This is a genomic window from Cloacibacterium sp. TD35, from assembly GCF_028864635.1.
In the GTDB taxonomy this organism is placed as follows: domain Bacteria; phylum Bacteroidota; class Bacteroidia; order Flavobacteriales; family Weeksellaceae; genus Cloacibacterium.
In genome coordinates, this window is sequence record NZ_CP104850.1 from 620,796 (window position 1) to 642,728 (window position 21,933).

The window sequence follows — 21,933 nt, forward strand, 5'->3', positions numbered from 1 at the left end:
GGAAGTAAGTTTATGAAAAACAAGTGGAGAATTCTCAAAATTTTTGTCACAGTAGTCATCTTCGGATTTCTATTGAGCTTCTCTTTGAAGAGATTCAATGACAGAAAAATTGATGAACAATCTATCATTGTTAAGTTAAATGATAGCTCAACACCTGTTTATTTTGTAGACGAAAAAGACATTAGAACCATTGTAGAAAGGTATAATTCTACAAAAAAAGTGGGCGATGTAGACATCCCGAGTTTAGAAAAAAAATTAAACGAATTGCCTGCTGTGGATAGTGCAAACGTATACCTCAATCTGAACGGAAAACTGAATGTAGATATCAAACAAAGAGTTCCCGTTTTTAGATTAAATAATGGTGGAAAAGGATTTTATGTAGACAAAAAAGGAATAGAATTCCCAATTTCTAAAACATACTCTCATCCTTGCATGCTGGTTTCTGGCGATGTAAAGAAGAAAGAGTATAAAAAACTCATTGAGTTAATAGAAAAAATAAACAAAGATAGTTTCTGCAAAAATTTCTTTGTAGGAATCACAAAAGAAAACGGAAACTACAATCTTGCAACAAGCGACGGAAACTATAAAGTAGAAATCGGTGATTTAGATAGAATAGATTTTAAAGTAAAAGGTTTTAAAACATTTGTAGAAAAATATTTGGTCTATCAAGCTCCAGAAAAATATTCTAAAATTTCTGTAAAATATGATAACCAAATCGTAACCACTCTTAATTCCGGTTATAAACCCGAAGAAGACAGTTTACAAACAAATGAACAAACCACAATAAACACCGTAACAGGAACACAAAAAACCGAAGAAAAAACAATTAATTAAAAAAAGAGAACAGCAATATATGGAAACACATGATTATTCAGTAGGTTTAGACATTGGTACCACGAAAATTGTTGCCATTGTAGGCAGAAAAAATGCCCACGGAAAAATTGAAGTTTTAGGCGTAGGTAAAGCCAAAAGTTTGGGCGTTCACAAAGGAATTGTGAATAATATTTCTCAAACGATAAGCTCTATCAAAGCTGCTATTTCAGAAGCAGAAAAATCTTCAGGAGTTCCTATTCATAGAGTAACCGTAGGTATCGCAGGCAAACACATCCGTAGTCTGCAACACTCAGATTACATTATGAGAGAAAACCCAGATAAATATATCACAGATGAAGATATAGAAATCTTAAAAGACCAAGTAAAAAAACTGGTCATGCTTCCTGGCGAAGAAATCATACACGTGCTTCCACAAGAGTACAAAGTAGATTCTGAAGGCGAAATCCAAGAACCAATCGGCATGCACGGAAAACGTCTGGAAGCAAATTTCCATGTGGTAGTTGGTCAAATGGGAAGCATCAGAAATATCGCACGCTGCGTTCGCGAAGCTGGTTTAGAAATGGAAGCCCTTACTCTAGAACCTCTTGCCTCTTCAGAAGCTGTTCTTACTACTGAAGAAAAAGAAGCAGGAGTTGCCATCGTAGACATCGGTGGTGGTACTACAGATATTGCTATTTTTAAAGATAACATCATTCGTCATACTTGCGTCATTCCTTATGGTGGCGGAATTATCACAGATGACATTAAAGAAGGCTGTTCTATTATAGAAAAACACGCAGAGCAACTGAAAGTAAAATTCGGGTCTGCCGTTCCAGATTTAGAAAAAGATTCTACGTTTGTTACCATTCCAGGTTTACACGGAAGACCAGACAAAGAAATTTCTCTTAAATCATTGGCAAGTATTATCAATGCAAGAGTAGAAGAAATTCTCGAAATGGTAAATACAGAATTAAAAGCCTATGGAGCTTATGAACAAAAACGTAAATTGATTGCAGGAATTGTTTTAACGGGAGGCGGTTCTAATCTTAAAAACCTTCGCCAGTTAGCCAATTATGTAACAGGATTTGATGCGAGAATTGGTTTCGCCAATGAATATATTGCCAATGACAAAAACCAATATCTGAAATCTCCTGAGTTTGCTACCTCAATTGGTTTATTGATGGAAAGTTTAAAAATTCACGACAAAAAACCTGTTGAAAAACCTGTAGAAGAGCCAAAAGTAATAGAAATTCCTCAAACAGAAAATACAGTAGAAGATGTAAAAACCGAGGAACAAGAAATTGCAAAACACATCGAAGAGGTGAAGAAAAACAAACCTACTTTTGGACAATCAATCCTTGAAAAAGTAAAAAAATTCTTCGAAGAAGTAGAATAATTAAAACGAATAACACTAAAATAAGTAAGTAACTTTTATACATCGAAAATATATGGAAAATACATTAAATACAGGGTTTTCATTCGATTTACCAAAAGGGAATTCATCTATCATAAAAGTAATTGGTGTAGGTGGTGGAGGTAACAATGCGTTAAAACACATGTACGAAAAAGGAATACATGGAGTAGATTTTGTCATTTGTAACACCGATGCACAAACACTAGATAATAACCCAATTTCTACAAAAGTTCAGTTAGGAGCTGCAATCACAGAAGGTTTAGGCGCTGGAGCAGACCCAGAAGTTGGAGAAAAATCTGCCTTAGAAAGTATTGATGAAATCAAAGCTGTTCTAGGTCATAATACTAAAATGGTTTTCATTACCGCAGGAATGGGTGGCGGAACAGGTACTGGTGCTGCTCCTGTTATTGCAAAAATTGCCAAAGAAATGGGAATTTTAACCATTGGTATTGTTACCGTACCTTTTAGTTTTGAAGGTAAAAGAAGACTAGAACAAGCTGAAATTGGTCTAGAAAAACTTCGCAATAATGTAGATTCTTTGATTGTAATTAATAACGATAAACTTCGTCAGCAATTTGGTAACCTTGGCTTCAAATCTGGTTTTGCTAAAGCAGATGAAGTGTTAGCCAATGCTGCTAAAGGTATGGCAGAAGTAATTACAGGATATTTCGATGTAAATATAGACTTCCGTGATGCACGTTCAGTTTTACAAAACTCTGGCACCGCACTCATGTCTACAGGAACGGCTTCTGGCGAAAACAAAGCAGAAGAAGCAGTGAAAAAAGCACTAGACTCTCCATTATTAAATGATAATAAAATTACAGGAGCTAAAAACGTGCTTCTACTCATCAGAAGTGGAAACGAAGAAGCTACTATGGATGAAATCGGCTTAATTAATGACCACATACAGCGCGAAGCAGGTAACACAGCAGATATTATCTTCGGCGTGGGAACAGATGCAGAATTGGGAGATTCTATCAGCGTATTGGTTATTGCCACTGGTTTTGCAGCGGATGATCAAAAATATGCAGGTCCTACCGAAAAAATTAGATATTCATTAGAAGACACTCCTTCTTCTTCTAAAGCTAAGAGAGAGTCTCCATTTGGGAAAACTTCTTCTGAAAAATTTCAAGAAAACCCAATGCAAAACTCATCAAAAAGCATGTTTTTCTTAGATGATTCTAATGATAGCAGCACTCCAGACTTCCCTAGTAATTCTGTGAATCAATTTGCAGAAACACAAGCAGCTGTAATGGAAGAAAGAATTGAGGAACTTAGATTTTTTGAAGACGAAAGTTTAAGCATCGAAAGCAGTCATCAAACTTTTGAAGTAGAAGAACAAGAAAATAATGTTTTAGAATTATTTTCATTTGATGATGAAGATGTCTTAGAATCTCAATCTTTCACTTTTGAAACAGAAGAAAAGAAAACAACTATTATAGAAGAAACTCAGTTTAATGCTGCGCAAGAAGTAGAAAATGTAAAACTTTCTGTGGAAGAAACCAAAGAAGAAATTTCATTCATTGTAGAAGTAAAAACAGTTGAAACTTATAGACCAAAAGCAGAAACGAAAACTTTAGTTGAAGAAAAACCTATTGAATTTACCTTTAAAATTGCAGAAGAAATAGAAGAAGTAAAAACCGTTTTTGAAAATCACACTGAAGAAAAAATCACTTTTACAGAAACTAAAATTGAAGAGGAATTTAAATTTATAGAAAAAAATACCGCTTCAGATAAAGTTCAGGCAAGAAGAGATAAACTGAAAGAGTTTAACTCTCGTTATCAAACGATAGAAAACGAAAATGAATTCGAAAATATTCCTGCTTTCAGAAGAAAAAACATCAATATAGGTCACGAAAATGCTTCTCAACAGCAAATTTCTAGTTTCCTTTCTGAAAACAACGGAAGAGTACAACTCAGAGAAAACAAGTTTTTAAACAAAGACGTAGATTAAAATTTTTAAAATTTAGAAAAAATGAGTTTAGAACTTACCATAAACGAAGCGATTAAAACCGCAATGAGAGAAAAAGACAAAGTAGCTCTTGACTCTCTAAGAGCAGTAAAATCTCAAATTCTCTTGCTTAAAACTGAAGCAAAAGGAGCTGATGTTTCTGCAGAACAAGAAATTGCCATTCTCCAAAGAATGATTAAGCAAAGAAAAGATTCTTACGAACAATTTGTTGCTCAAAATAGAAATGATTTGGCAGAAGTGGAAATGGCACAAATGAAAGTGATTGAACAATTTTTACCTGCTCAACTTTCTGCGGAAGAATTAGAAGCAGAAATTAAAAAAATCATTGCCGAAGTAGGCGCAGAATCTCTAAAAGACTTAGGAAAAGTTATGGGAACTGCTTCTAAAGCTTTGGCAGGAAAATCAGATGGAAAATCCATCTCAGAAATGGTGAAAAAACTATTATCATAATTAAATTTTCATATTAACGATAAAGAGCCGGTGAAAAATTCATCGGCTTTTTTTCTCTTTAAAAGGAGTCATTTTGTCTTAATAGATTTTTGGCATATTTTTGATAATAGAATTAAATAGAATTTTCCAAATTTTAATTATAAATTTGCATAGAAATAAAAAATTATACTTTAATCTTAAAACTATATATATTATGTATCCAGCAGATTTAGTAATGCCAATGAAGGCAGAACTCACAGATAAAGGTTTCCAAGACCTTACCTCAGCAGAACAAGTAAATGATGCCCTTAAACAACCGGGAACTACCCTAGTAATGGTAAATTCGGTTTGTGGTTGCGCAGCAGGAGCAGCAAGACCAGGTGTTATTTATTCTTTAACTGGTGATAAAAAACCAGACCATTTAACTACTGTTTTTGCAGGTTTTGATACAGAAGCTGTAGCAGAAGCTAGAAAACACTTTGCGCCATTCCCACCAAGTTCACCTTGTGTAGCACTTTTCAAAGATGGAGAACTAGTTCACATGCTAGAAAGACACCACATCGAAGGAAATCCTGCAGGTGCTATTGCAGCAAATTTACAAGCAGCTTACGAAGAGTTTTGCTAAATTTTTCTCTAAAAATAATCCTCAATCCGTTCTAAATTTTTAGAGCGGATTTTTGTTTTCATTAGGTATAAGATTCTCAAAAAAATTATTAAATTTGAGCAATGGCAACAAAGGCTCTCTTCAATATGGCTGTAAACTGGTTTATTCGACAAAGAATAGACCAAATTCAGAATTTCATGAAACATCCTATTGAAACTCAAAACGGAGTTTTATTTTCTCAGCTTTTTCATGCAGAAGAAACAGAATACGGCAAAAAATTCGGTTTCAAAGACATTTCTTCTTACCGAGATTTTCAGCAACAAGTTCCTATCCTAAACTATGAAGAATTTGAACCCTACATAGAAAAAGCAAGACAAGGTCAAAAAGATGTTTCTTGGCCGGGAGTTATCCGTCAATTTGCGAAATCTTCCGGAACGACCAATGCCAAAAGCAAATTCATCCCTATTTCAGACGAAAGTTTAGAAGAGTGTCATTACAAAGCGGGAAAGGATTTAATTTCCATTTATGCAAACAATCACCCTGATAATCAATTATTTCTCAATAAAAATTTAAGATTAGGGGGAAGCGCAGAATTGTACGAAAGTTTCAATACCAAGTTCGGTGATTTATCTGCAATTTTGATAGAAAATCTTCCTTTTTGGGTAGAAATTACCACGGTTCCTAGCAAAAAAACTTCCCTAATGTCAGAATGGGAAACCAAACTGAAAGCCATCGTTTCAGAAGTTAAAAACCAAGACGTAGGAAGTTTAACCGGCGTACCAAGTTGGATGATGGTTTTACTTCAAAGAATTTTAACCGAAACAGGAAAAGGCAATATTTCTGAAATTTTCCCAAATTTAGAAGTGTTTTTCCACGGTGGAATAAGTTTTAAACCGTATAGAGAACAGTATAAAAAAATCATAGGCAAAGACATTAATTACTACGAAATTTATAATGCTTCTGAAGGTTTCTTCGGGATTCAAGACAGAAGTGGCAGTGACGAAATGCTTCTGATGCTAGATTACGGAATTTTCTATGAATTTATTCCGATGGATAAATTTGACAGAAACCATCTAGAAGCGATTCCTTTGGAAGAAGTAGAACTCGGCAAAAATTATGCTGTAGTTATTTCTACCAATGGTGGACTTTGGCGCTATTTAATCGGTGATACCGTAAAATTTACTTCTCTTTCTCCGCATAGAATTCAGATTTCTGGCAGAACCAAACATTATATCAATGCCTTTGGCGAAGAATTAATGATAGACAATGTAGAAACAGCCCTTAAAAAAGCTTGTGAAGCTACTGAGGCGCACGTTTTAGATTACACAGGAGCACCAGTTTTTATGAGCGAAGGAAAATCTGGAGCACATGAATGGCTGATTGAATTTGCCAAACATCCAACTAATTTCGAAGCGTTTTCTAAAATTTTTGATGATACTTTGAAATCAATCAATTCTGATTACGAAGCGAAGCGTTACCTCAATATGACACTGAATCCGCCAATTATTCACACCGCTAAAGAAAAACTTTTCTATCAATGGATGGAATCTAGAGGAAAACTGGGCGGACAAAACAAAGTGCCGCGATTGAGCAACGACAGAGAATACATCGATCCTCTTTTGGAGTTGAATAAATAAAACCGTTCTATTTTTTGAATGGTTTATTTTTTCTATGCTTTTCTTAACATAAATCAATGATAAAACCGATCACCATAGCTTATCTTTGCAAAAAAATTTTTATAAAATGGATTTATTAGATAAATTAAAATGGAGATACGCTGCAAAAGCGATGAACGGAGAAAAAGTAAGTGATGAAAAACTTGAAAGAATTTTAGAAGCAGCTCGTCTTGCTCCTACTTCTAGCGGTTTACAGCCTTTCGAAATTTATGTAGTGTCTAATCAAGAGGTTAAAAATCAATTAAAAGAAGCAGCAAATAATCAACCACAAGTTGCAGATGCTTCTCATGTTTTGGTTTTTGCAGCTTGGGATACTTACACTGCAGAAAGAATCAACTACATGTTTGATTTAACGAATGAAGTAAGAGGTTTTACAAATGATGGTTGGGAAAACTACAGACAATTTTTATTGAACACTTATGTTCCTAAATCTGCTGAAGAAAACTTCGTACACATTGCAAAACAAGCTTACATTGCATTCGGTGCTGCGATTATTGCAGCTGCTTTCGAAGGTGTAGATGCTACACCAATGGAAGGTTTCAACCCAGAAAAAGTAGATGAAATTCTTGGTTTAAAAGAAAAAGGATTAAGAAGCGTTTTACTTTTACCAATCGGTTACAGAGACACTGAAAAAGACTGGTTAGAAAAACTTGAAAAAGTAAGAAAACCAAAAGATAAATTTATCACAGAAGTGAAATAATAAAAAAATCCTCAGAACATTCTGAGGATTTTTAGTTTATATAAAGAAGGATTTTAACCTTTCCATTCTACTACTGCTCTAATAAAAGCTTCGGCATTTTCTAAAGGAATGTTTGGCAAAATTCCGTGACCTAGATTTGCAATATATTTATCTTTGCCAAATCTGTTAATCATTTCATGAACCATTTTTCTAATCACTTCTGGCGAAGAGTGTAATCTTGCAGGATCAAAATTTCCTTGAAGGGTAACAGAATTATTGGTGAATTTTCTTGCCAATTCTGGAGTAATCGTCCAGTCTACACCAAGCGCAGAAACTTTCGATTTTGTCATTTCTTCTAGAGCATACCAACAACCTTTCGCAAAAACTACAACGTGAGCTTCTGGAGCCAAAGCTTCTACAATTTGGTTAATGTATTTCCAAGAAAATTCTTGATAATCTTCAGGAGAAAGCATTCCGCCCCAAGAATCAAAAATCTGTACCGCAGAAACTCCACTTTGTACTTTTCTCTTTAAATAAGCGATGGTTACATCTGTAATTTTTTGTAAAAGCAAATGTGCTGCTTCTGGTTGAGTAAAGCAAAATGACTTCGCAATGTCAAAAGATTTAGAACCTTTTCCTTCAACACAGTAGCAAAGCAAAGTCCAAGGTGAACCAGCAAAACCAATCAAAGGAATTTCGTTTTCTAATTTCTGTAAAGTGATGTCTATCGCATCATAAACATATTTCAAATTTTCTTCTGCTCCTTCTACTTGCAGATTTTGTACTTGCTCTAGGCTTCTAATTGGTGTATCTAGCCATGGCCCAACGGATTCTTTCATTTTGAAATCAATTCCCATCGCTTGTGGAACTACCAAAATATCAGAAAATAAGATTGCTGCATCTAGCGGAAATCTTCTAATCGGTTGAACAGTAATTTCAGCTGCCAATTCTGGAGTTTGACAACGCGTGAAGAAATCATATTGGTCACGAAGTGCAATAAATTCTGGTAAATATCTACCTGCTTGTCTCATCATCCAAACGGGTGGTCTTTCTACAGATTCGCCTCGTAATGCTCTTAAATATAGGTCGTTTTTTATCATTTTTTTCTATTTGCAATAAGCTTTTATAAAATAGCGTTTTGCTTTATAATGGTTAACAAATCTTCTAAATTGCTTTCTTTACTAGTGTAAATTTTATTTTGTGTAAATTTTCTCAGTTCATTTTCTGTAGTTTGTCCGATAGAAAAGATTTTTAAATTTTCTAAAGAATTAAACTTCGCAAAACTACGAACTCCACTCGGACTAAAAAAAACTACAGCCTCATATTTTTCATGAATTTCTGGATGGAGAATTTTGGTATTGTAAAGCACTACTTTTTTATACGAAATATTCTGTAGTGGCAATGCTTTATCTAAAATATCAAGTGCTAAATTTCCGCAGAAATGAATAAATTTTTCTTTTTGGCTATGTTTGAGAATAAATTCAGACAATTCATTGAGATGTCTTTTTACCTTAAAGGTTCCAAAGCCATTATTTCTCAATTCTTTTTTTGTTTTAAGACCTACTGCGTAGATTTTATTATAATGGGCTTCTTGAAAGTTTTCATTCGGCTGAAAGCCATTTTCAAAGAAAGATTTTACAGCGTTTACGCTTGTGAAAATGAGTGAAGAATTCTTAAGCGGAAAAGGTTTAGTTTTAATTTTTTCAATGGCGATAAAATCCTTAAAATCACAAGAAAAACCGGTTTCTAATTTCTCTGATACCTCATGTTCGATTCCTGTTTTCGTGAAAAGGATTTTCATGATTACTCTATTCCTTTATTTGTTTCTTAATCTCCTCCATCATTTCTTTTCCTCCGTTTTCTAGCACAAATTCTGCAAATTTTTTCCCGTAGTTTTTAGAATGGTCATATTCAAATTCTTCAACTACATTTATCGTTTTACTTCCGTCTAAAGAATTTAATCTTCCAGAAAATTTGATTTTATTTTCTTCAAAAACCGCGATGGCTCCAATTGGCGCAGTACACCCACCTTCTAAAGTTCTGAGGAAATTACGTTCTATTTCAACGCAAATTTGAGTGGTTTTATGATTTATTTTTTGCAAAATTTCTTTGGTTTCCTTATCATCTACCCTACTCGAAATCGCCACAACTCCCTGACTAGGAGCAGAAATCATAAAATCTAGTGGTTCATACTCCAACTCCATTTCCATTCTTTTAATGCCTGCCAAAGAAAAAAGTGTAGCATCAAAATCTCCTTCTTCTAATTTCTTTAATCGCGTTTGTACGTTTCCACGGATGTCTGAAAACTGTGTGTTCGGAAATTTTTCTGACCAAAATGCTCTTCTTCTCAAACTGCTGGTTGCGATTTTAAGTTCTGATAAATCTTTATTTTTAGAAGAAGATTTTCTCACCAAAACATCTTGCGGAAAATCTCTTTCCAAAACCGCAGAAACTTCTATATTTTGAGGTAAAATGGTAGGAACATCTTTTAGGGAATGCACCGCAATATCTATTTCATTGTTAAGTAAAGCGATGTCTAAATCTTTGGTAAAAACGCCAGTAATTCCTAGGGAATAAAGTGGCTGATTAAGGTTTTTATCCCCAGAAGAAAGCACAGGAACCAGCAATGTTTCGTAGCCTAAATTTTGTAATTTTTGTTCTACTTCTTTTGCTTGCCACATTGCAAGAGGCGAATTTCTGGTACCTATTCTAATCATTATAAAAATTTATTTTCTTGAAAACTTCGTAAATCCCCAATCGTAAATCCTAAATTTACTGATGTTTTTTGTTGAACTCTTCTTTGGGTTGTTCTACCAAAATTTCGTTCATCAGTTTAGTAACTTCTTCAGCACGAAGCGGATTTTCGATGATATATTTCGCAAATCTATTGGTGATTTTTTGAATCAATTTTTCGGTGAGCTCCATGTCTTCTATATCCACATATCTGTGTTTTCTGTGGAAATTATGCATTTCATGGTCTTCTATGTGTTTCAGCGCAGCTTTGAACTGATGAATATTCGGTGCGAATTTTCTTTTTCTTTCCCAAGCCAAAAATTCTTTGGTCATTTCCTTGATGATTTTCTCCGCTTTAGGAATTTCTTTCTTGCGTTGCTCAATGGTTTCTTGGATATGCTTAGACAATTCGTCTACATCTACCAATTGTACCGCTTTATTTTCCGCCACTTTTTTATCAACATTATTCGGAATAGAAAGGTCTATCACCAATGTTTCTTTTCCGTTTGGAAAATGTTTCTGATGAATGATCGGATGCGAAGCGCCAGTTGCAACGATAAGAATGTCTGTAGATTTCAGTTCTTCTTCAAAATTTTCAAAAGCAATTTGCGGAATGTTATACTTTTCTGCAATTTTCTCTGCTTTTTCATAAGAACGGTTGGCGATTTTTACTTTTGGCTGATAAACATGTTTCACCAAATTTTCTACAGTATTTTGACCGATTTCGCCAGTTCCCAAAAGAAGAATATTCTTTTCTGAAATCTGTTTTTGAGTTTTTAAGATATAATGAACCGCTGCATAAGAAACAGAAGCTGCTCCGTTTGAAAGTGCGGTTTCGTTTTTAATTCTTTTAGAAATTTGAATCGCCGAGTTGATGGCTCTCTCTAAGTAAGGATTGCTAAAACTTTTATGTTTTTTGAATCGATGGTAAGCATTTTTTATCTGACCGATGATTTCGAAGTCTCCTAAAATCTGACTTTCTAAACCTGCAGAAACTCTGAAAAGATGATAAAGTGCTTCTTCGTTTTTCTGAACATTTACAAACTGCATAAAATCCATCAAACTTACTTCTACACTCTTGCAATACATCTCTGCAATGGCCATGTAATTACTTGAAGTTGTGTAAATTTCGGTTCTGTTACAAGTAGAGACTACAAATGCATCACCCAGTTTCTTTTCATGAATTTCTTTTACAAAGTGTTTTACGTGTTCATCAAAAAACGCGAATTTTCCTCTGATTTCGGCATTGGCTTTTTCAAAACTAATGCTTAAAACAGTGAAGTTCTGTGTATTATATGTTTTTGCAAGAGAATTCATTTCAAGTCTGCAAATTTAATCATTATTATGATATAAAATTTCTAATTTTCATCATATTTTAATAGATGTTATGAATGGAAATATTTGGTCATTACATAATGAAAACCGATGGGTTTTATATTAAACAATTCACCTTCAATTTTATACCCTAATTTTCTGTAAAATTCTGATGCAGTTTCTCTGGCATTCATCCAAATTTTTTGAATTTGAGCTTCCCTAAGAATTTCCTCAGCTTTTTCTACCAATTTTTTTCCTATTCCTTTTCTTTGATAATCTTCTGAAACTGCCATTCCTCTAATTTGAGCGATTTGGCCATTTTGCAAGACCGTGATAATGCCCACAATTCTATCTTCTACGAAATAACCTAGATGAAAAGTTTGGTCGTCAAAATCACCACTGAACTCATGAGATTCTTGCGGAAGGTTTTTTCTGAGGATTTCTCTCCTAAGAAAATAAGTCTCTTCTGGAGTAATTCTATTAATCATTTGAAAATCTGAATATTAAATTATTTTAAGAATTGAAATTAATTAAATTCTCAACAGAGAAAAATAATTTTTAAAGTTTCGAGTTTAAAGTTACAACAAGCATTTAAAAATTTATAAAATTTTAACGATATTTTTTGTTTTTCATTATTTTTAAATGCTATGAAATTTATATCTTTGTCACTTAAAATTTATAGAAGAAAATGGGGTTATTTGATATGTTCACGCAAGAAATTGCGATAGACTTAGGAACAGCGAACACACTTATCATACATAATAATAAAATCGTGATTGACCAGCCGTCAATCGTGGCGATTGAGCGTTCATCTGGAAAAGCAATTGCTGTGGGAGAACAAGCAAAACACATGCAAGGAAAAACGCACGAAGATATTAAAACGATTCGTCCGCTAAAAGATGGTGTAATTGCAGATTTTGCTGCATCAGAACACATGATTAAGGAATTTATTAAACAAATTCCTGGCATCAAAGGAAAATTAATTCAGCCTTCTCTCAGAATTGTTATCTGTATCCCTTCAGGCATTACAGAGGTAGAAAAAAGAGCAGTAAGAGATTCTGCTCAAAAAGTAAATGCTAAAGAAGTAAGATTAATTTTCGAACCTATGGCTGCAGCAATCGGTGTAGGCATTGATGTACAAAAACCTGAAGGTAATATGATTATCGACATAGGTGGTGGTACTACAGAAATTGCAGTGGTAGCTCTTGGAGGTATTGTTTGTGATAAATCTGTAAAAATTGCTGGTGATGTTTTCACGAATGATATTGCTTATTACTTAAGAACTCATCACAACTTATACATCGGTGAAAGAACAGCAGAAAGAGTAAAAATAGAAGTAGGTTCTGCCGTGGAAGATCTAGACCTAGACATAGAAGACATACCAGTACAAGGTAGAGATTTAATTACCGGAAAACCAAAAGAAATTATGGTAGGTTATAAAGAAATCGCTAGAGCTCTAGATAAATCTATCATTAGAATAGAAGATGCAGTAATGGAAACGCTTTCTCTTACTCCGCCAGAATTAGCAGCAGATATATACAAAACTGGTATTTATTTAGCTGGTGGTGGTGCTTTATTAAGAGGGTTAGCAGATAGACTTCACAAGAAAACAGGATTACCAGTTTTCGTAGCAGAAGACCCATTAAGAGCTGTTGTTCGTGGAACAGGCATTGCTCTTAAAAACATGGATAAATTTAACTTCCTTATAAAATAAGTAAAAACCTAGTTATAAAATGGGGTTTTTGATAAGATTATTTAGCAAGAACGGATTATTTCTGTTCTTTCTTTTTTTACAAATAATTGCCGTGACTTTGATTTTCAGTAGAAACTCAATGCAGCAGTCTTTTATTGCTGCACAGACTACTGCGTTTAACGCATGGGTTTCTGGTTACATAGACGAAGGAACCAGCTACTTAAAACTGAAGCAAATTAATGAAGAATTAGTTGCTCAGAACAAAACACTGATGCAGGAATTATACGGTAAAGAAAAAATTAAAAATCCTAGTTTTGTAAGAGTTACGGATACCATCGGTGGTGGACAGATCTACACTTTCGTAGATGGTGAAATTGTAAACAACTCTATCATTAGAAAAGATAATTATTTTACCATTAACAGAGGAAAAAGACATGGGGTTTTCCCTAAAATGGGGGTGATTGCACCACAAGGAATTGCAGGAATTGTCATCAATACCACTAATAACTATGCATTGGTACAATCTGTACTTAGCATGAACAAAATTAGAATTAATGCGGCGCTCAAAGATTCTGGATTTTTCGGAACGCTTACTTGGAGAGGCGAAAATTCTAGAACCATGCATTTATCAGACATTCCTAAATATGTGCCGATTAAAGTAGGCGACACTGTAGTTACAGATGGTAAATCTGCAATTTTCCCTCAAGGAATTATGATTGGTAGAGTTGCGGGCTATGAGGTAGATTCTAAAACAGGATATTGGGATATTTCTGTAGAGTTAAGCCAAAAAATGGGGCAACTTAACAAAGTTTATGTTGTAAGAAATTTAAAAAAATTAGAAGTAAAACAAATTCAAGATACCCTTGATGCCACAATAAACAATGATCAGTAGAAATTTATTTACAGATTTTTTATCAATCGCAGTGTTAGTCACATTGCAAATATTTTTATTTAACAGAATAGATATTGCTGGTAAATATACTCCTGTCATCTACATTATTTTTGTTTTGTTTTATCCTTTTTACAGAAATCTCTATATTTTCCTATCGGCGAGTTTTATTTTAGGATTATCTATAGACGCATTTTTAGGAACTTGGGGTATCAATGCATTTGCTACTACACTTATCGCCTATTTTAGAACCATTATTTTCAAAACTTCCACAGAAGTCTCTTCGGATGTATTTTCTTTCCATAATCTTCAGTGGTCACAGTTTCTATTTTATATTTTTTCAAGTATTTTTGTGCATCAACTATTAGTTCAGAGTATAGAATTTTTTAAATTCGACAGGTTTTTTGAAGTAATACTTAATATTTTAGTAACCAGTGTTATTTCTATAATATTTGTACTCCTCTATTCGTTAGCATTTAAAATCAAAGAAAAAGTTTGAAAACAGCCTATTATAAAATTACCTTATTTCTCTTTCTCATTGCCGCAATTTTTGTGGCAAGATTGGTCTATTTACAGTTGCTTACAGATAGATATGCGCTCAATGCCGCCAATACTTCTATCAAAATAGACTATGTCATTCCTCAACGCGGAATTATCTTTGACCGAAACGGAAAAATTTTAGTAGGTAACCAACCTTCTTATGAAATTTCTTTTACCCAAAGTCAAATGACTCCAGATTTTGATACCCTAGATTTTTGTAACTTATTGAAAATAAGCAAAAAAGATTTCATCAAAAAAATAGAGTCTATTAAAAAAGAAAAATATTACTCTAAACTCACTCCTATGACTTTCAAAAGTGATATGAGTAGAGAAGAAATCGCTAGAATTCAAGAAATTATATTCAAATATCCCGCTTTTAACATTGTAGAAAGACCTCAGCGTAAATATGAAGTTTCTACCTCTGGGAATTTACTTGGTTACACCAATCAGGTCAACGAAAATTACATCAAAAAAGATTCTCTTTATTATTTGCCTGGTGATATTGCTGGGATTACAGGAATAGAACGTGCTTACGAAAAACAGTTACGCGGTGAAAAAGGAATGCGCTACATTCAGAAAGACATTAAACTGAGAAATGTAGGCCCTTATAAAAACGGCGAACTAGACAAAGAGGTGGTTTCTGGTAAAGATTTAACCCTTACCATAGACTATGATTTGCAAAAAATTGCCGAAGAAATGCTCGTAAATAAGCATGGCGCAATTGTAGCACTTGACCCCAATAATGGAGAAATTTTAGCTCTCGCAACTGGTCCAGACATAGACCCAAATCTTTTTACAGGTCCTAACAAAAAAAGAAATATTTATAGATTGGCAAATGACACCATCTATGATAATAAACCTACTTATGACCGTTCAGTTCAGGCAGCTTATCCTCCAGGTTCGCCTTTTAAACTGTTGACCGCATTAGCTGGTTATCAAATGAAAGTCATCAGTGATTCTACCAAATTTACTTGTAGACACGGTTATAGAATGGGAAGACATACAATCGGTTGTCACTGTGGAACTTTTTGGCCTATTGGAATGGAAAAAGCCATAGAAAAATCTTGTAACAACTATTTTTCTAGTGTTTATTATAAAATCACCGAAAAATACGGTCCAAAAGGAAGAAACAGAGCTATAGATGAATGGAAAGAAATCATGAACAGCTTCGGTTTAGGAGAGTTTATGAATAACGACTTAGCAGTTGGGGCAAGAGGGAAAATTCCTTCTGGAGAATTTTACACAAAAAGATTAGGGGAAAAATGGCATCCATATCAATCTGCTATTTTTAATGGAATGGGACAAGGAGACGTTTTACTTACTCCGCTTCAAATGGCCAATTTTACTGCAGCTATTGTAAATAGAGGTTGGTATTTCACCCCACACATTGTAAAATCTATTGACGGAAAACCCAATCCCGACGAAAGATTCAATAAAAAACATGTTACCAAGGTAGAGCCCAGATATTTTGATGTTGTTCTAAAAGGAATGAAAGACGTTTTCATCGGCGGAACTGCAAGAGGCCTTGCTTCTAAAGAATTCACACAACTAGGAAAAACAGGAACAGCGCAGGTTCCAGGCGGAAAAGATAATTCTATTTTTGTAATGGCAGCACCTGCGGACAAACCTAAAATTGTAGTCGTTGCGGTAATAGAACACGCTGGCTTTGGGGCAACTTGGGCGGGACCCGCTTCTACTATTATTGCAGAAAAATATTTATTGGGAGATATTAAGAGGCCTCATCTTTATGATAGAATGATAAAATCTAGTTTCATGGGAGAGTACAAGCGAATGTATATCAATCATCTTACGAAAAAAGGTTGGTATACTGCGCCAAAACCAGACCCCATTCAATTGAAAAAACTAGAAGACAGCCTTCGATTACTCAATGAAAAAAAGGCAGCACAAAACCCTCAAAAATTAAAAGATACCACTAAAAATAATAAAACGTAAAAGATGAAATGGGCAGAAGGAATTGATAAACTTGGCATTTTTCTATACTTAGCTATTTCACTTTTTGCAATAGCAAATATTTATAGTGTAGATGAAGGATTAGGAACCAAACAATTTATATTTTTTGGGATTTCGCTCATGGTAGGACTTCTAATTTTCACTATGAGAACAAAGTTTTTTGAAAACTTTGCAGGCATCTTTTTCATATTGGGAGTGCTTTCATTAGCAGGATTACATGTTTTTGGAACTGAAATTTTGGGTCAAAAAAACTGGTACAAGTTTGGTGGTTTTACTATGCAACCCGTAGAATTTGCAAAAATCGGAACAGCACTTATGCTCGCCAATTACGTTTCTGGACCAGATTTTAACCTGAAAATGAGAAAATCACAATTGACGGTTTTAGCGATTGTAGGTTTACCTGCATTAGTTGTTTTATCTATTCCAGATGTAGGTTCATTATTGGTTTTTACAGCATTTGCGATTGCTTTATACAGAGAAGGATTAAATGGTTGGTTATTTATAGTAGGATTTGTTTTAGCAGCTGTTTTTCTTTTGTCAATCGCTTTTAACCCTCTATACATTACTGGAGCTTTAGTAGTTTTAGTACTAATTTTCATCCTGTTTAATTATCAAAAAATTCATTGGAGTATTCCTACTATTATCACCATAGTAGGAAGTTTGGGGATTTTAGCAGGAATAAGTTTTGGGACACCAAAAATTATGGAAAAGCTGCCAAAACACCAGCGCGAAAGAATAGAAGTTCTATACAAAGGCGAAAAAGCCTTCAGGGATACTTCTGGTTACAATTTACTGTATTCTAAAACAGCTATTGGCTCTGGCGGATTTTGGGGAAAAGGCTATAAACAAGGTTCTGTAACTCAGGGAAAATTCGTTCCTGAACAAGAGACAGATTACATATTCTGTACCGTAGGAGAAGAATGGGGCTTTTTCGGGAGTTTTCTTTTGGTGTTATTTTATGCTATTTATATTGGTAGAATATTTTATTTAGCCGAAACCCAAAAAAATACATTTAATAGAGTTTTCGGTTATTGTTTTGCTGGGATATTGTTAATGCACTTTTCCATCAATTTAGGAATGGTAATGGGATTATTTCCTACAGTGGGTATTCCACTGCCGTATTTCAGTTACGGAGGGAGTTCATTTTTAGCTTTCTCTATTATGACTGCTATTTTCTTTAAATTAAATTACGCAGATAAGAATTCACTCGTATAAATAAAAAAACCTCCGCAACTAGTTGCGGAGGTTTTTTATCACTATTTAATTTAATTAATCTATATTAATTCGTTGCTTCTGCTGTAGCAATATTTTGATCTTCTTTTAGAATTCTTTTAGCAAATCTATATTTTGGTCCCCAATAAGAATCGTTAAGTGAAGAAACCATAACGCCTTTAGATGTAGCTGCGTGAATAAATTTAATTTCTCCTTCTGGTGTAACTTCTTGTACTATTCCAACGTGAGAGATTCTTCTGTTGTGTGCAAAGAAAACTAAATCTCCTTTTTGCAATTGCTGTCTCTCTACTCTTTCTCCTAACTCAGCTTGTTCTGCAGCAACTCTCGGTAATTCTAAACCTGTAGTTTCTTCGTAAACATTTAAAACAAAAGCAGAACAATCTATTCCACTTCTGGTAGACCCACCAAATCTATATGGTGTTCCTAAATAAGTGTTTGCTTCACTTAGAATATCATCTATTGCCTTAGCATGAGAAATCGCTCCTGTAATCAAAGCAGCCATTTCTGATTTTTTTGCCATTTCAAAAGTTGCATTATAGCTATCATACGAACTTTTGCTTGCAGAATTTAGATTTCTAGTATTAATTTTATCTAGTTTGGTACTAGATTTGTATTTTGTAGGTGTAGAAACAACGTAGTTTGTTACACAAGATTGCAACGAGAAGATGGAAATAATTGCAACCAAACTTAGCAAAACTCTTTTCTTCATATTTATTTGATTATCTGTGTAGATTTCTTTTTTAGACAAGACAAAAGTATATCATACAAGTTTTTTAGGACTTGATAATTGTCAGCTAATCAAAAAATTTAACATTTTTTAACATTTGTCTCTCATATGTTAAAAAAAAATTTCCGCGAGGCTCCTATTTTGGAAATCCTGCGGAATTTTTTTTTAAGACTTTTTAACAAAATATTGTCAGAATCTATAAATTATATAAGACTCGTCTATAATGATGTAAACTTTAACGGAGCAAATTCTTTATCATTAAATTTTCTTTGTAAATTTCTTAAAATCAGTACACTAACTGTTTTAAGAAACAAATACTGTCTTCTACATTTTCATAAGGTTCATAATTTGGAATACGAGAATAGCCGGACTTTTCATAAAGATGAACCGCCGAAACTTGCTGAACTCCAGTTTCTAAAACAGAAAAATTGTAACCTTCTTCTTTTGCCCATTTTTCTAGAAGCAATAGAACCATTTTAGCATAGCCTTTTCCTCTATATTTTTCTTTGGTAAACATTCTTTTAACTTCGATGGTTTGGTCATCATATTTTTTATAAGCACCACAAGCAATGGGTTCTTTGTCTATATAAATAATAATACAGTTTTTTATAGCGTCTAGCTTATTATATTGAGCATAAAAAGAATGGTCTTCTCCGTCTATTTCTGCAAGATAAAGATCTAATTCGTAGACTAATTTTTGGAAATCTTTGTGATGGGATTCGGTTTTTAGGATGTCTATTTTCATATTAATATTAAAAAAAATCCCTCTCGAAATGGAGAGGGAAGTTGTGATTATCTAGTGAATAATAATTCTCTGTATTTTGTGAGTGGCCAAAGCTCATCATCTACCATCATTTCTAATGCGTCTGATGCTTCCCTAATTTTATCAAACAATGGCTTCACTTCGTTACAATAGGCTTCTGCCTGTTTCTGTGAGCTAGAAATTGATTTTGCTTTATCTTTTGCTTTTAACAATTCTTCTACTCCCAATTTAATTACTGAAACATTATCTGAAATCTGTGTAATTAAACTCATTTGTTCTTTTGCTAAAGCCTTGAATTCTTTTTCTCCGAAGATTTCTTTTAACCCTTTTACATTGTCTATCAATCTGTTCTGATAGTTTAATGCAGCTGGGATGATGTGATTTCTAGCGATGTCTGCCAAAACTCTAGCTTCAATATCAATTACCGTAGAATATTTTTCTAACTTAATTTCGTTTCTTGCTTCTACTTCTACATGAGAGAAAACGCCCATTTCTTCGTAAAGTTTCACGAATTTTTTGTCCATTTCTCTTTCTAAAGCTTCTGGAGTTGTTTTAAGGTTGGATAAACCTCTTTTCTTAGCTTCTTTCGCCCAGTCATCAGAATATCCATCACCTTCGAACATGATGTTTTTCGATTGTTTGATGTATTCTCTTAACACATTGAAAATAGCTTCATCTTTTTTAAGCCCTTTTTCAATTAAAGCATCTACTTCTTTTTTGAACTCTTTTAATTGTTTTGCAGCGATGGTGTTCATAACTGTCATAGATTCTGCGCAGTTTGCAGAAGAACCTACTGCTCTAATTTCAAATTTATTTCCTGTAAATGCGAAAGGCGAAGTTCTGTTTCTATCTGTATTGTCTAATAAAATTTCTGGAATTTTACCTACTACATTTAGTTTTAATTCGGTCTTTTCTTCTGGAGAAAGTTTACCATTAGTCACTTTTTCTAATTCAGAAAGCACACTGTATAATTGTGAACCAATGAATACAGAGATAATTGCTGGTGGTGCTTCGTTTGCTCCTAATCTGTGGTCATTACTTGCAGAAGCAATGCTTGCTCTTAATAAATCTGCATATTCATGAACCGCCTTAATAGTATTTACGAAGAAGGTCAAAAACTGTAAGTTTTTCTTAGGGTTTTTCCCTGGGCTCAATAAATTTTCGCCAGTATCTGTAGAGAGTGACCAGTTATTGTGTTTCCCACTTCCGTTTACTCCAGCAAATGGCTTTTCGTGGAATAAAATATGAAAATGGTGTTTATGAGCTACTCTAGCCATTACATCCATTAATAATGAATTATGGTCTACTGCTACGTTTGCTTCTTCATACATTGGAGCCAACTCAAATTGATTTGGAGCCACCTCATTATGTCTTGTAGTAACAGGAATTCCTAATTTCATACATTCTATTTCTAGCTCCTTCATAAAATTCATTACTCTAGTAGGAATAGAACCGAAATAATGATCATCTAACTGTTGACCTTTTGCAGGAGAATGTCCCAATAATGTTTTACCTGTTAATACTAAGTCTGGTCTTGATTGGTATAATGCAGAGTCTACTAAAAAGTATTCCTGTTCCCAGCCTAAAGTAGGGATCACCTTCGTTACATTTTTGTCAAAATATTGCATTACTTCTGTTGCGGCTTCGTCTACTGCATGTAAAGCTCTTAATAATGGTGCTTTGTAATCTAATGTTTCACCAGTATAAGAAATAAAAATGGAAGGAATACAAAGTGTAGTTCCCATAATAAAAGCTGGAGAAGTAGGATCCCAAGCGGTATAACCTCTCGCCTCGAAAGTATTTCTAATTCCTCCATTCGGGAAAGAAGAAGCGTCTGGCTCTTGCTGAATAAGCATTCCTCCGCTAAATCTTTCGATTGCTCTTCCTCCTTCTATTGGAGTAAAAAATGAATCATGCTTTTCTGCGGTAGCACCTGTTAATGGCTGAAACCAGTGAGTGTAGTGAGTCACTCCTTTAGACAAAGCCCAATCTTTCATTGCTACAGCAACTTGATCTGCAATATGTCTTTGGATTTTTGTTCCTTTTCTTATAGCATCTAATATAGACTGAAATGCTTCTTTGGTTAAATATTCTCTCATTGTTTCTTCTGAGAAAACATTTTCGCAATACAATTCTGATAATTTCGAAGGTATTTCTACGTGATTATCTTTTCTAAAGTTTTTAAAAGGAAGCGTTTCTAACGCTTTAAATCTTAATGTTGACATATAGGTGTTGAAATTTTGAGCAAATTTAAGAAAAAAAAATGAATTTTAAACAAAACACCCCTAAAATTTTAGGGGTTAATTAAATTTTATATAGATTTTTGAATAGTAAATCGATAAAACCGATAACTTAAATCTATTTTAATGTAAAATTAACTCTACAAGAATGCTTTTATCTTATCTTAGAAAAAAATTGTCATCGGGTATAAAATAAAAACACACTAAACAACTCAAAATCAATACAATTACACCACCACATCT

At 33.9% G+C, this 21,933-nt stretch carries 20 protein-coding genes; 12 read left to right on the top strand and 8 right to left on the bottom strand.

All coding sequences use genetic code 11. The features are described from left to right. Window positions 1–12: 12 nt before the first annotated feature. From N7277_RS02785 to N7277_RS02815, 7 genes are all read left to right on the top strand, one after another. On the top strand, window positions 13–834 hold the full coding sequence (locus N7277_RS02785; RefSeq protein ID WP_274780236.1) for a cell division protein FtsQ/DivIB: 822 nt from the start codon (window positions 13–15) through the stop codon (window positions 832–834). Between the two features lie 19 nt (window positions 835–853). Further along, complete coding sequence (gene ftsA / locus N7277_RS02790; protein ID WP_274780237.1) at window positions 854–2,209, top strand: cell division protein FtsA; 1,356 nt, start codon at window positions 854–856, stop codon at window positions 2,207–2,209. 52 nt (window positions 2,210–2,261) lie between these two features. Beyond that, window positions 2,262–4,181 carry a cell division protein FtsZ gene (gene ftsZ, locus N7277_RS02795; protein ID WP_274780238.1) on the top strand — a complete coding sequence of 640 codons (1,920 nt, stop codon included), beginning with the start codon at window positions 2,262–2,264 and terminating at the stop codon, window positions 4,179–4,181. Between the two features lie 21 nt (window positions 4,182–4,202). Beyond that, entirely contained in the window at window positions 4,203–4,649 is a 447-nt protein-coding gene (locus tag N7277_RS02800) for a GatB/YqeY domain-containing protein (RefSeq protein WP_213197203.1), read from the top strand. A gap of 193 nt (window positions 4,650–4,842) precedes the next feature. Continuing rightward, window positions 4,843–5,253, top strand: coding sequence for a BrxA/BrxB family bacilliredoxin (locus tag N7277_RS02805; protein ID WP_069797407.1), 411 nt, complete (start codon window positions 4,843–4,845; stop codon window positions 5,251–5,253). 101 nt (window positions 5,254–5,354) lie between these two features. Further along, window positions 5,355–6,869: a GH3 auxin-responsive promoter family protein gene (locus tag N7277_RS02810; RefSeq protein ID WP_274780239.1), complete on the top strand. Its 1,515-nt coding sequence runs from the start codon at window positions 5,355–5,357 to the stop codon at window positions 6,867–6,869. Window positions 6,870–6,975: 106 nt separating this feature from the next. Continuing rightward, the gene (locus N7277_RS02815; protein WP_274780240.1) at window positions 6,976–7,608 is read left to right on the top strand and encodes a nitroreductase family protein; all 633 of its coding nucleotides are present in this window, start codon (window positions 6,976–6,978) and stop codon (window positions 7,606–7,608) included. 53 nt (window positions 7,609–7,661) lie between these two features. Here N7277_RS02815 and hemE read toward each other — a convergent pair whose 3' ends face one another. From hemE to N7277_RS02840, 5 genes are all read right to left on the bottom strand, one after another. After that, window positions 7,662–8,687, bottom strand: coding sequence for a uroporphyrinogen decarboxylase (hemE, locus tag N7277_RS02820; protein WP_274780241.1), 1,026 nt, complete (start codon window positions 8,685–8,687; stop codon window positions 7,662–7,664). Between the two features lie 23 nt (window positions 8,688–8,710). Further along, window positions 8,711–9,388, bottom strand: a complete 678-nt coding sequence (locus tag N7277_RS02825; protein ID WP_274780242.1) for a uroporphyrinogen-III synthase — start codon at window positions 9,386–9,388, stop codon at window positions 8,711–8,713. 7 nt (window positions 9,389–9,395) lie between these two features. Next, window positions 9,396–10,304: a hydroxymethylbilane synthase gene (gene hemC, locus N7277_RS02830; RefSeq protein WP_274780243.1), complete on the bottom strand. Its 909-nt coding sequence runs from the start codon at window positions 10,302–10,304 to the stop codon at window positions 9,396–9,398. Between the two features lie 55 nt (window positions 10,305–10,359). Further along, entirely contained in the window at window positions 10,360–11,637 is a 1,278-nt protein-coding gene (gene hemA, locus N7277_RS02835) for a glutamyl-tRNA reductase (protein ID WP_274780244.1), read from the bottom strand. 68 nt (window positions 11,638–11,705) lie between these two features. After that, entirely contained in the window at window positions 11,706–12,122 is a 417-nt protein-coding gene (locus N7277_RS02840) for a GNAT family N-acetyltransferase (protein ID WP_274780245.1), read from the bottom strand. Between the two features lie 200 nt (window positions 12,123–12,322). Between N7277_RS02840 and N7277_RS02845 the strand changes: the two genes are divergently transcribed. From N7277_RS02845 to rodA, 5 genes are read left to right on the top strand one after another with little or no spacing between them, the layout of a single operon-like run. After that, window positions 12,323–13,348 carry a rod shape-determining protein gene (locus N7277_RS02845; RefSeq protein ID WP_274780246.1) on the top strand — a complete coding sequence of 342 codons (1,026 nt, stop codon included), beginning with the start codon at window positions 12,323–12,325 and terminating at the stop codon, window positions 13,346–13,348. Between the two features lie 19 nt (window positions 13,349–13,367). Beyond that, window positions 13,368–14,219, top strand: coding sequence for a rod shape-determining protein MreC (mreC, locus tag N7277_RS02850; protein ID WP_274780247.1), 852 nt, complete (start codon window positions 13,368–13,370; stop codon window positions 14,217–14,219). Beyond that, window positions 14,209–14,715, top strand: a complete 507-nt coding sequence (locus N7277_RS02855; RefSeq protein WP_274780248.1) for a rod shape-determining protein MreD — start codon at window positions 14,209–14,211, stop codon at window positions 14,713–14,715. Before mreC ends, N7277_RS02855 begins: the two co-directional genes overlap by 11 nt. Beyond that, window positions 14,712–16,709: a peptidoglycan D,D-transpeptidase FtsI family protein gene (locus N7277_RS02860; protein WP_274780249.1), complete on the top strand. Its 1,998-nt coding sequence runs from the start codon at window positions 14,712–14,714 to the stop codon at window positions 16,707–16,709. The genes N7277_RS02855 and N7277_RS02860 overlap by 4 nt, the downstream gene beginning before the upstream one ends. Before the next feature lie 3 nt (window positions 16,710–16,712). Further along, a complete protein-coding gene (rodA, locus tag N7277_RS02865; RefSeq protein WP_274780250.1) occupies window positions 16,713–17,942 on the top strand; it encodes a rod shape-determining protein RodA in 1,230 nt (409 codons plus the stop codon). Between the two features lie 64 nt (window positions 17,943–18,006). Here rodA and N7277_RS02870 read toward each other — a convergent pair whose 3' ends face one another. From N7277_RS02870 to N7277_RS02880, 3 genes are all read right to left on the bottom strand, one after another. Beyond that, the gene (locus N7277_RS02870; RefSeq protein ID WP_274780251.1) at window positions 18,007–18,669 is read right to left on the bottom strand and encodes a C40 family peptidase; all 663 of its coding nucleotides are present in this window, start codon (window positions 18,667–18,669) and stop codon (window positions 18,007–18,009) included. A gap of 304 nt (window positions 18,670–18,973) precedes the next feature. Continuing rightward, on the bottom strand, window positions 18,974–19,432 hold the full coding sequence (locus N7277_RS02875) for a GNAT family N-acetyltransferase (protein WP_274780252.1): 459 nt from the start codon (window positions 19,430–19,432) through the stop codon (window positions 18,974–18,976). Window positions 19,433–19,479: 47 nt separating this feature from the next. Beyond that, window positions 19,480–21,675 (bottom strand): glutamine synthetase III family protein, encoded by a 2,196-nt coding sequence (locus N7277_RS02880; protein ID WP_274780253.1) that lies wholly within the window; start codon window positions 21,673–21,675, stop codon window positions 19,480–19,482. Between the last annotated feature and the right edge of the window lie 258 nt (window positions 21,676–21,933).

Bases quoted from the DNA above. Each gene is read 5' to 3' on its own strand.
- N7277_RS02785 (WP_274780236.1), top strand. From the start codon at position 13: ATGAAAAACAAGTGGAGAATTCTCAAAATTTTTGTCACAGTAGTCATC.
- ftsA (WP_274780237.1), top strand. From the start codon at position 854: ATGGAAACACATGATTATTCAGTAGGTTTAGACATTGGTACCACGAAA.
- ftsZ (WP_274780238.1), top strand. From the start codon at position 2,262: ATGGAAAATACATTAAATACAGGGTTTTCATTCGATTTACCAAAAGGG.
- N7277_RS02800 (WP_213197203.1), top strand. From the start codon at position 4,203: ATGAGTTTAGAACTTACCATAAACGAAGCGATTAAAACCGCAATGAGA.
- N7277_RS02805 (WP_069797407.1), top strand. From the start codon at position 4,843: ATGTATCCAGCAGATTTAGTAATGCCAATGAAGGCAGAACTCACAGAT.
- N7277_RS02810 (WP_274780239.1), top strand. From the start codon at position 5,355: ATGGCAACAAAGGCTCTCTTCAATATGGCTGTAAACTGGTTTATTCGA.
- N7277_RS02815 (WP_274780240.1), top strand. From the start codon at position 6,976: ATGGATTTATTAGATAAATTAAAATGGAGATACGCTGCAAAAGCGATG.
- hemE (WP_274780241.1), bottom strand. From the start codon at position 8,687: ATGATAAAAAACGACCTATATTTAAGAGCATTACGAGGCGAATCTGTA.
- N7277_RS02825 (WP_274780242.1), bottom strand. From the start codon at position 9,388: ATGAAAATCCTTTTCACGAAAACAGGAATCGAACATGAGGTATCAGAG.
- hemC (WP_274780243.1), bottom strand. From the start codon at position 10,304: ATGATTAGAATAGGTACCAGAAATTCGCCTCTTGCAATGTGGCAAGCA.
- hemA (WP_274780244.1), bottom strand. From the start codon at position 11,637: ATGAATTCTCTTGCAAAAACATATAATACACAGAACTTCACTGTTTTA.
- N7277_RS02840 (WP_274780245.1), bottom strand. From the start codon at position 12,122: ATGATTAATAGAATTACTCCAGAAGAGACTTATTTTCTTAGGAGAGAA.
- N7277_RS02845 (WP_274780246.1), top strand. From the start codon at position 12,323: ATGGGGTTATTTGATATGTTCACGCAAGAAATTGCGATAGACTTAGGA.
- mreC (WP_274780247.1), top strand. From the start codon at position 13,368: ATGGGGTTTTTGATAAGATTATTTAGCAAGAACGGATTATTTCTGTTC.
- N7277_RS02855 (WP_274780248.1), top strand. From the start codon at position 14,209: ATGATCAGTAGAAATTTATTTACAGATTTTTTATCAATCGCAGTGTTA.
- rodA (WP_274780250.1), top strand. From the start codon at position 16,713: ATGAAATGGGCAGAAGGAATTGATAAACTTGGCATTTTTCTATACTTA.
- N7277_RS02870 (WP_274780251.1), bottom strand. From the start codon at position 18,669: ATGAAGAAAAGAGTTTTGCTAAGTTTGGTTGCAATTATTTCCATCTTC.
- N7277_RS02875 (WP_274780252.1), bottom strand. From the start codon at position 19,432: ATGAAAATAGACATCCTAAAAACCGAATCCCATCACAAAGATTTCCAA.
- N7277_RS02880 (WP_274780253.1), bottom strand. From the start codon at position 21,675: ATGTCAACATTAAGATTTAAAGCGTTAGAAACGCTTCCTTTTAAAAAC.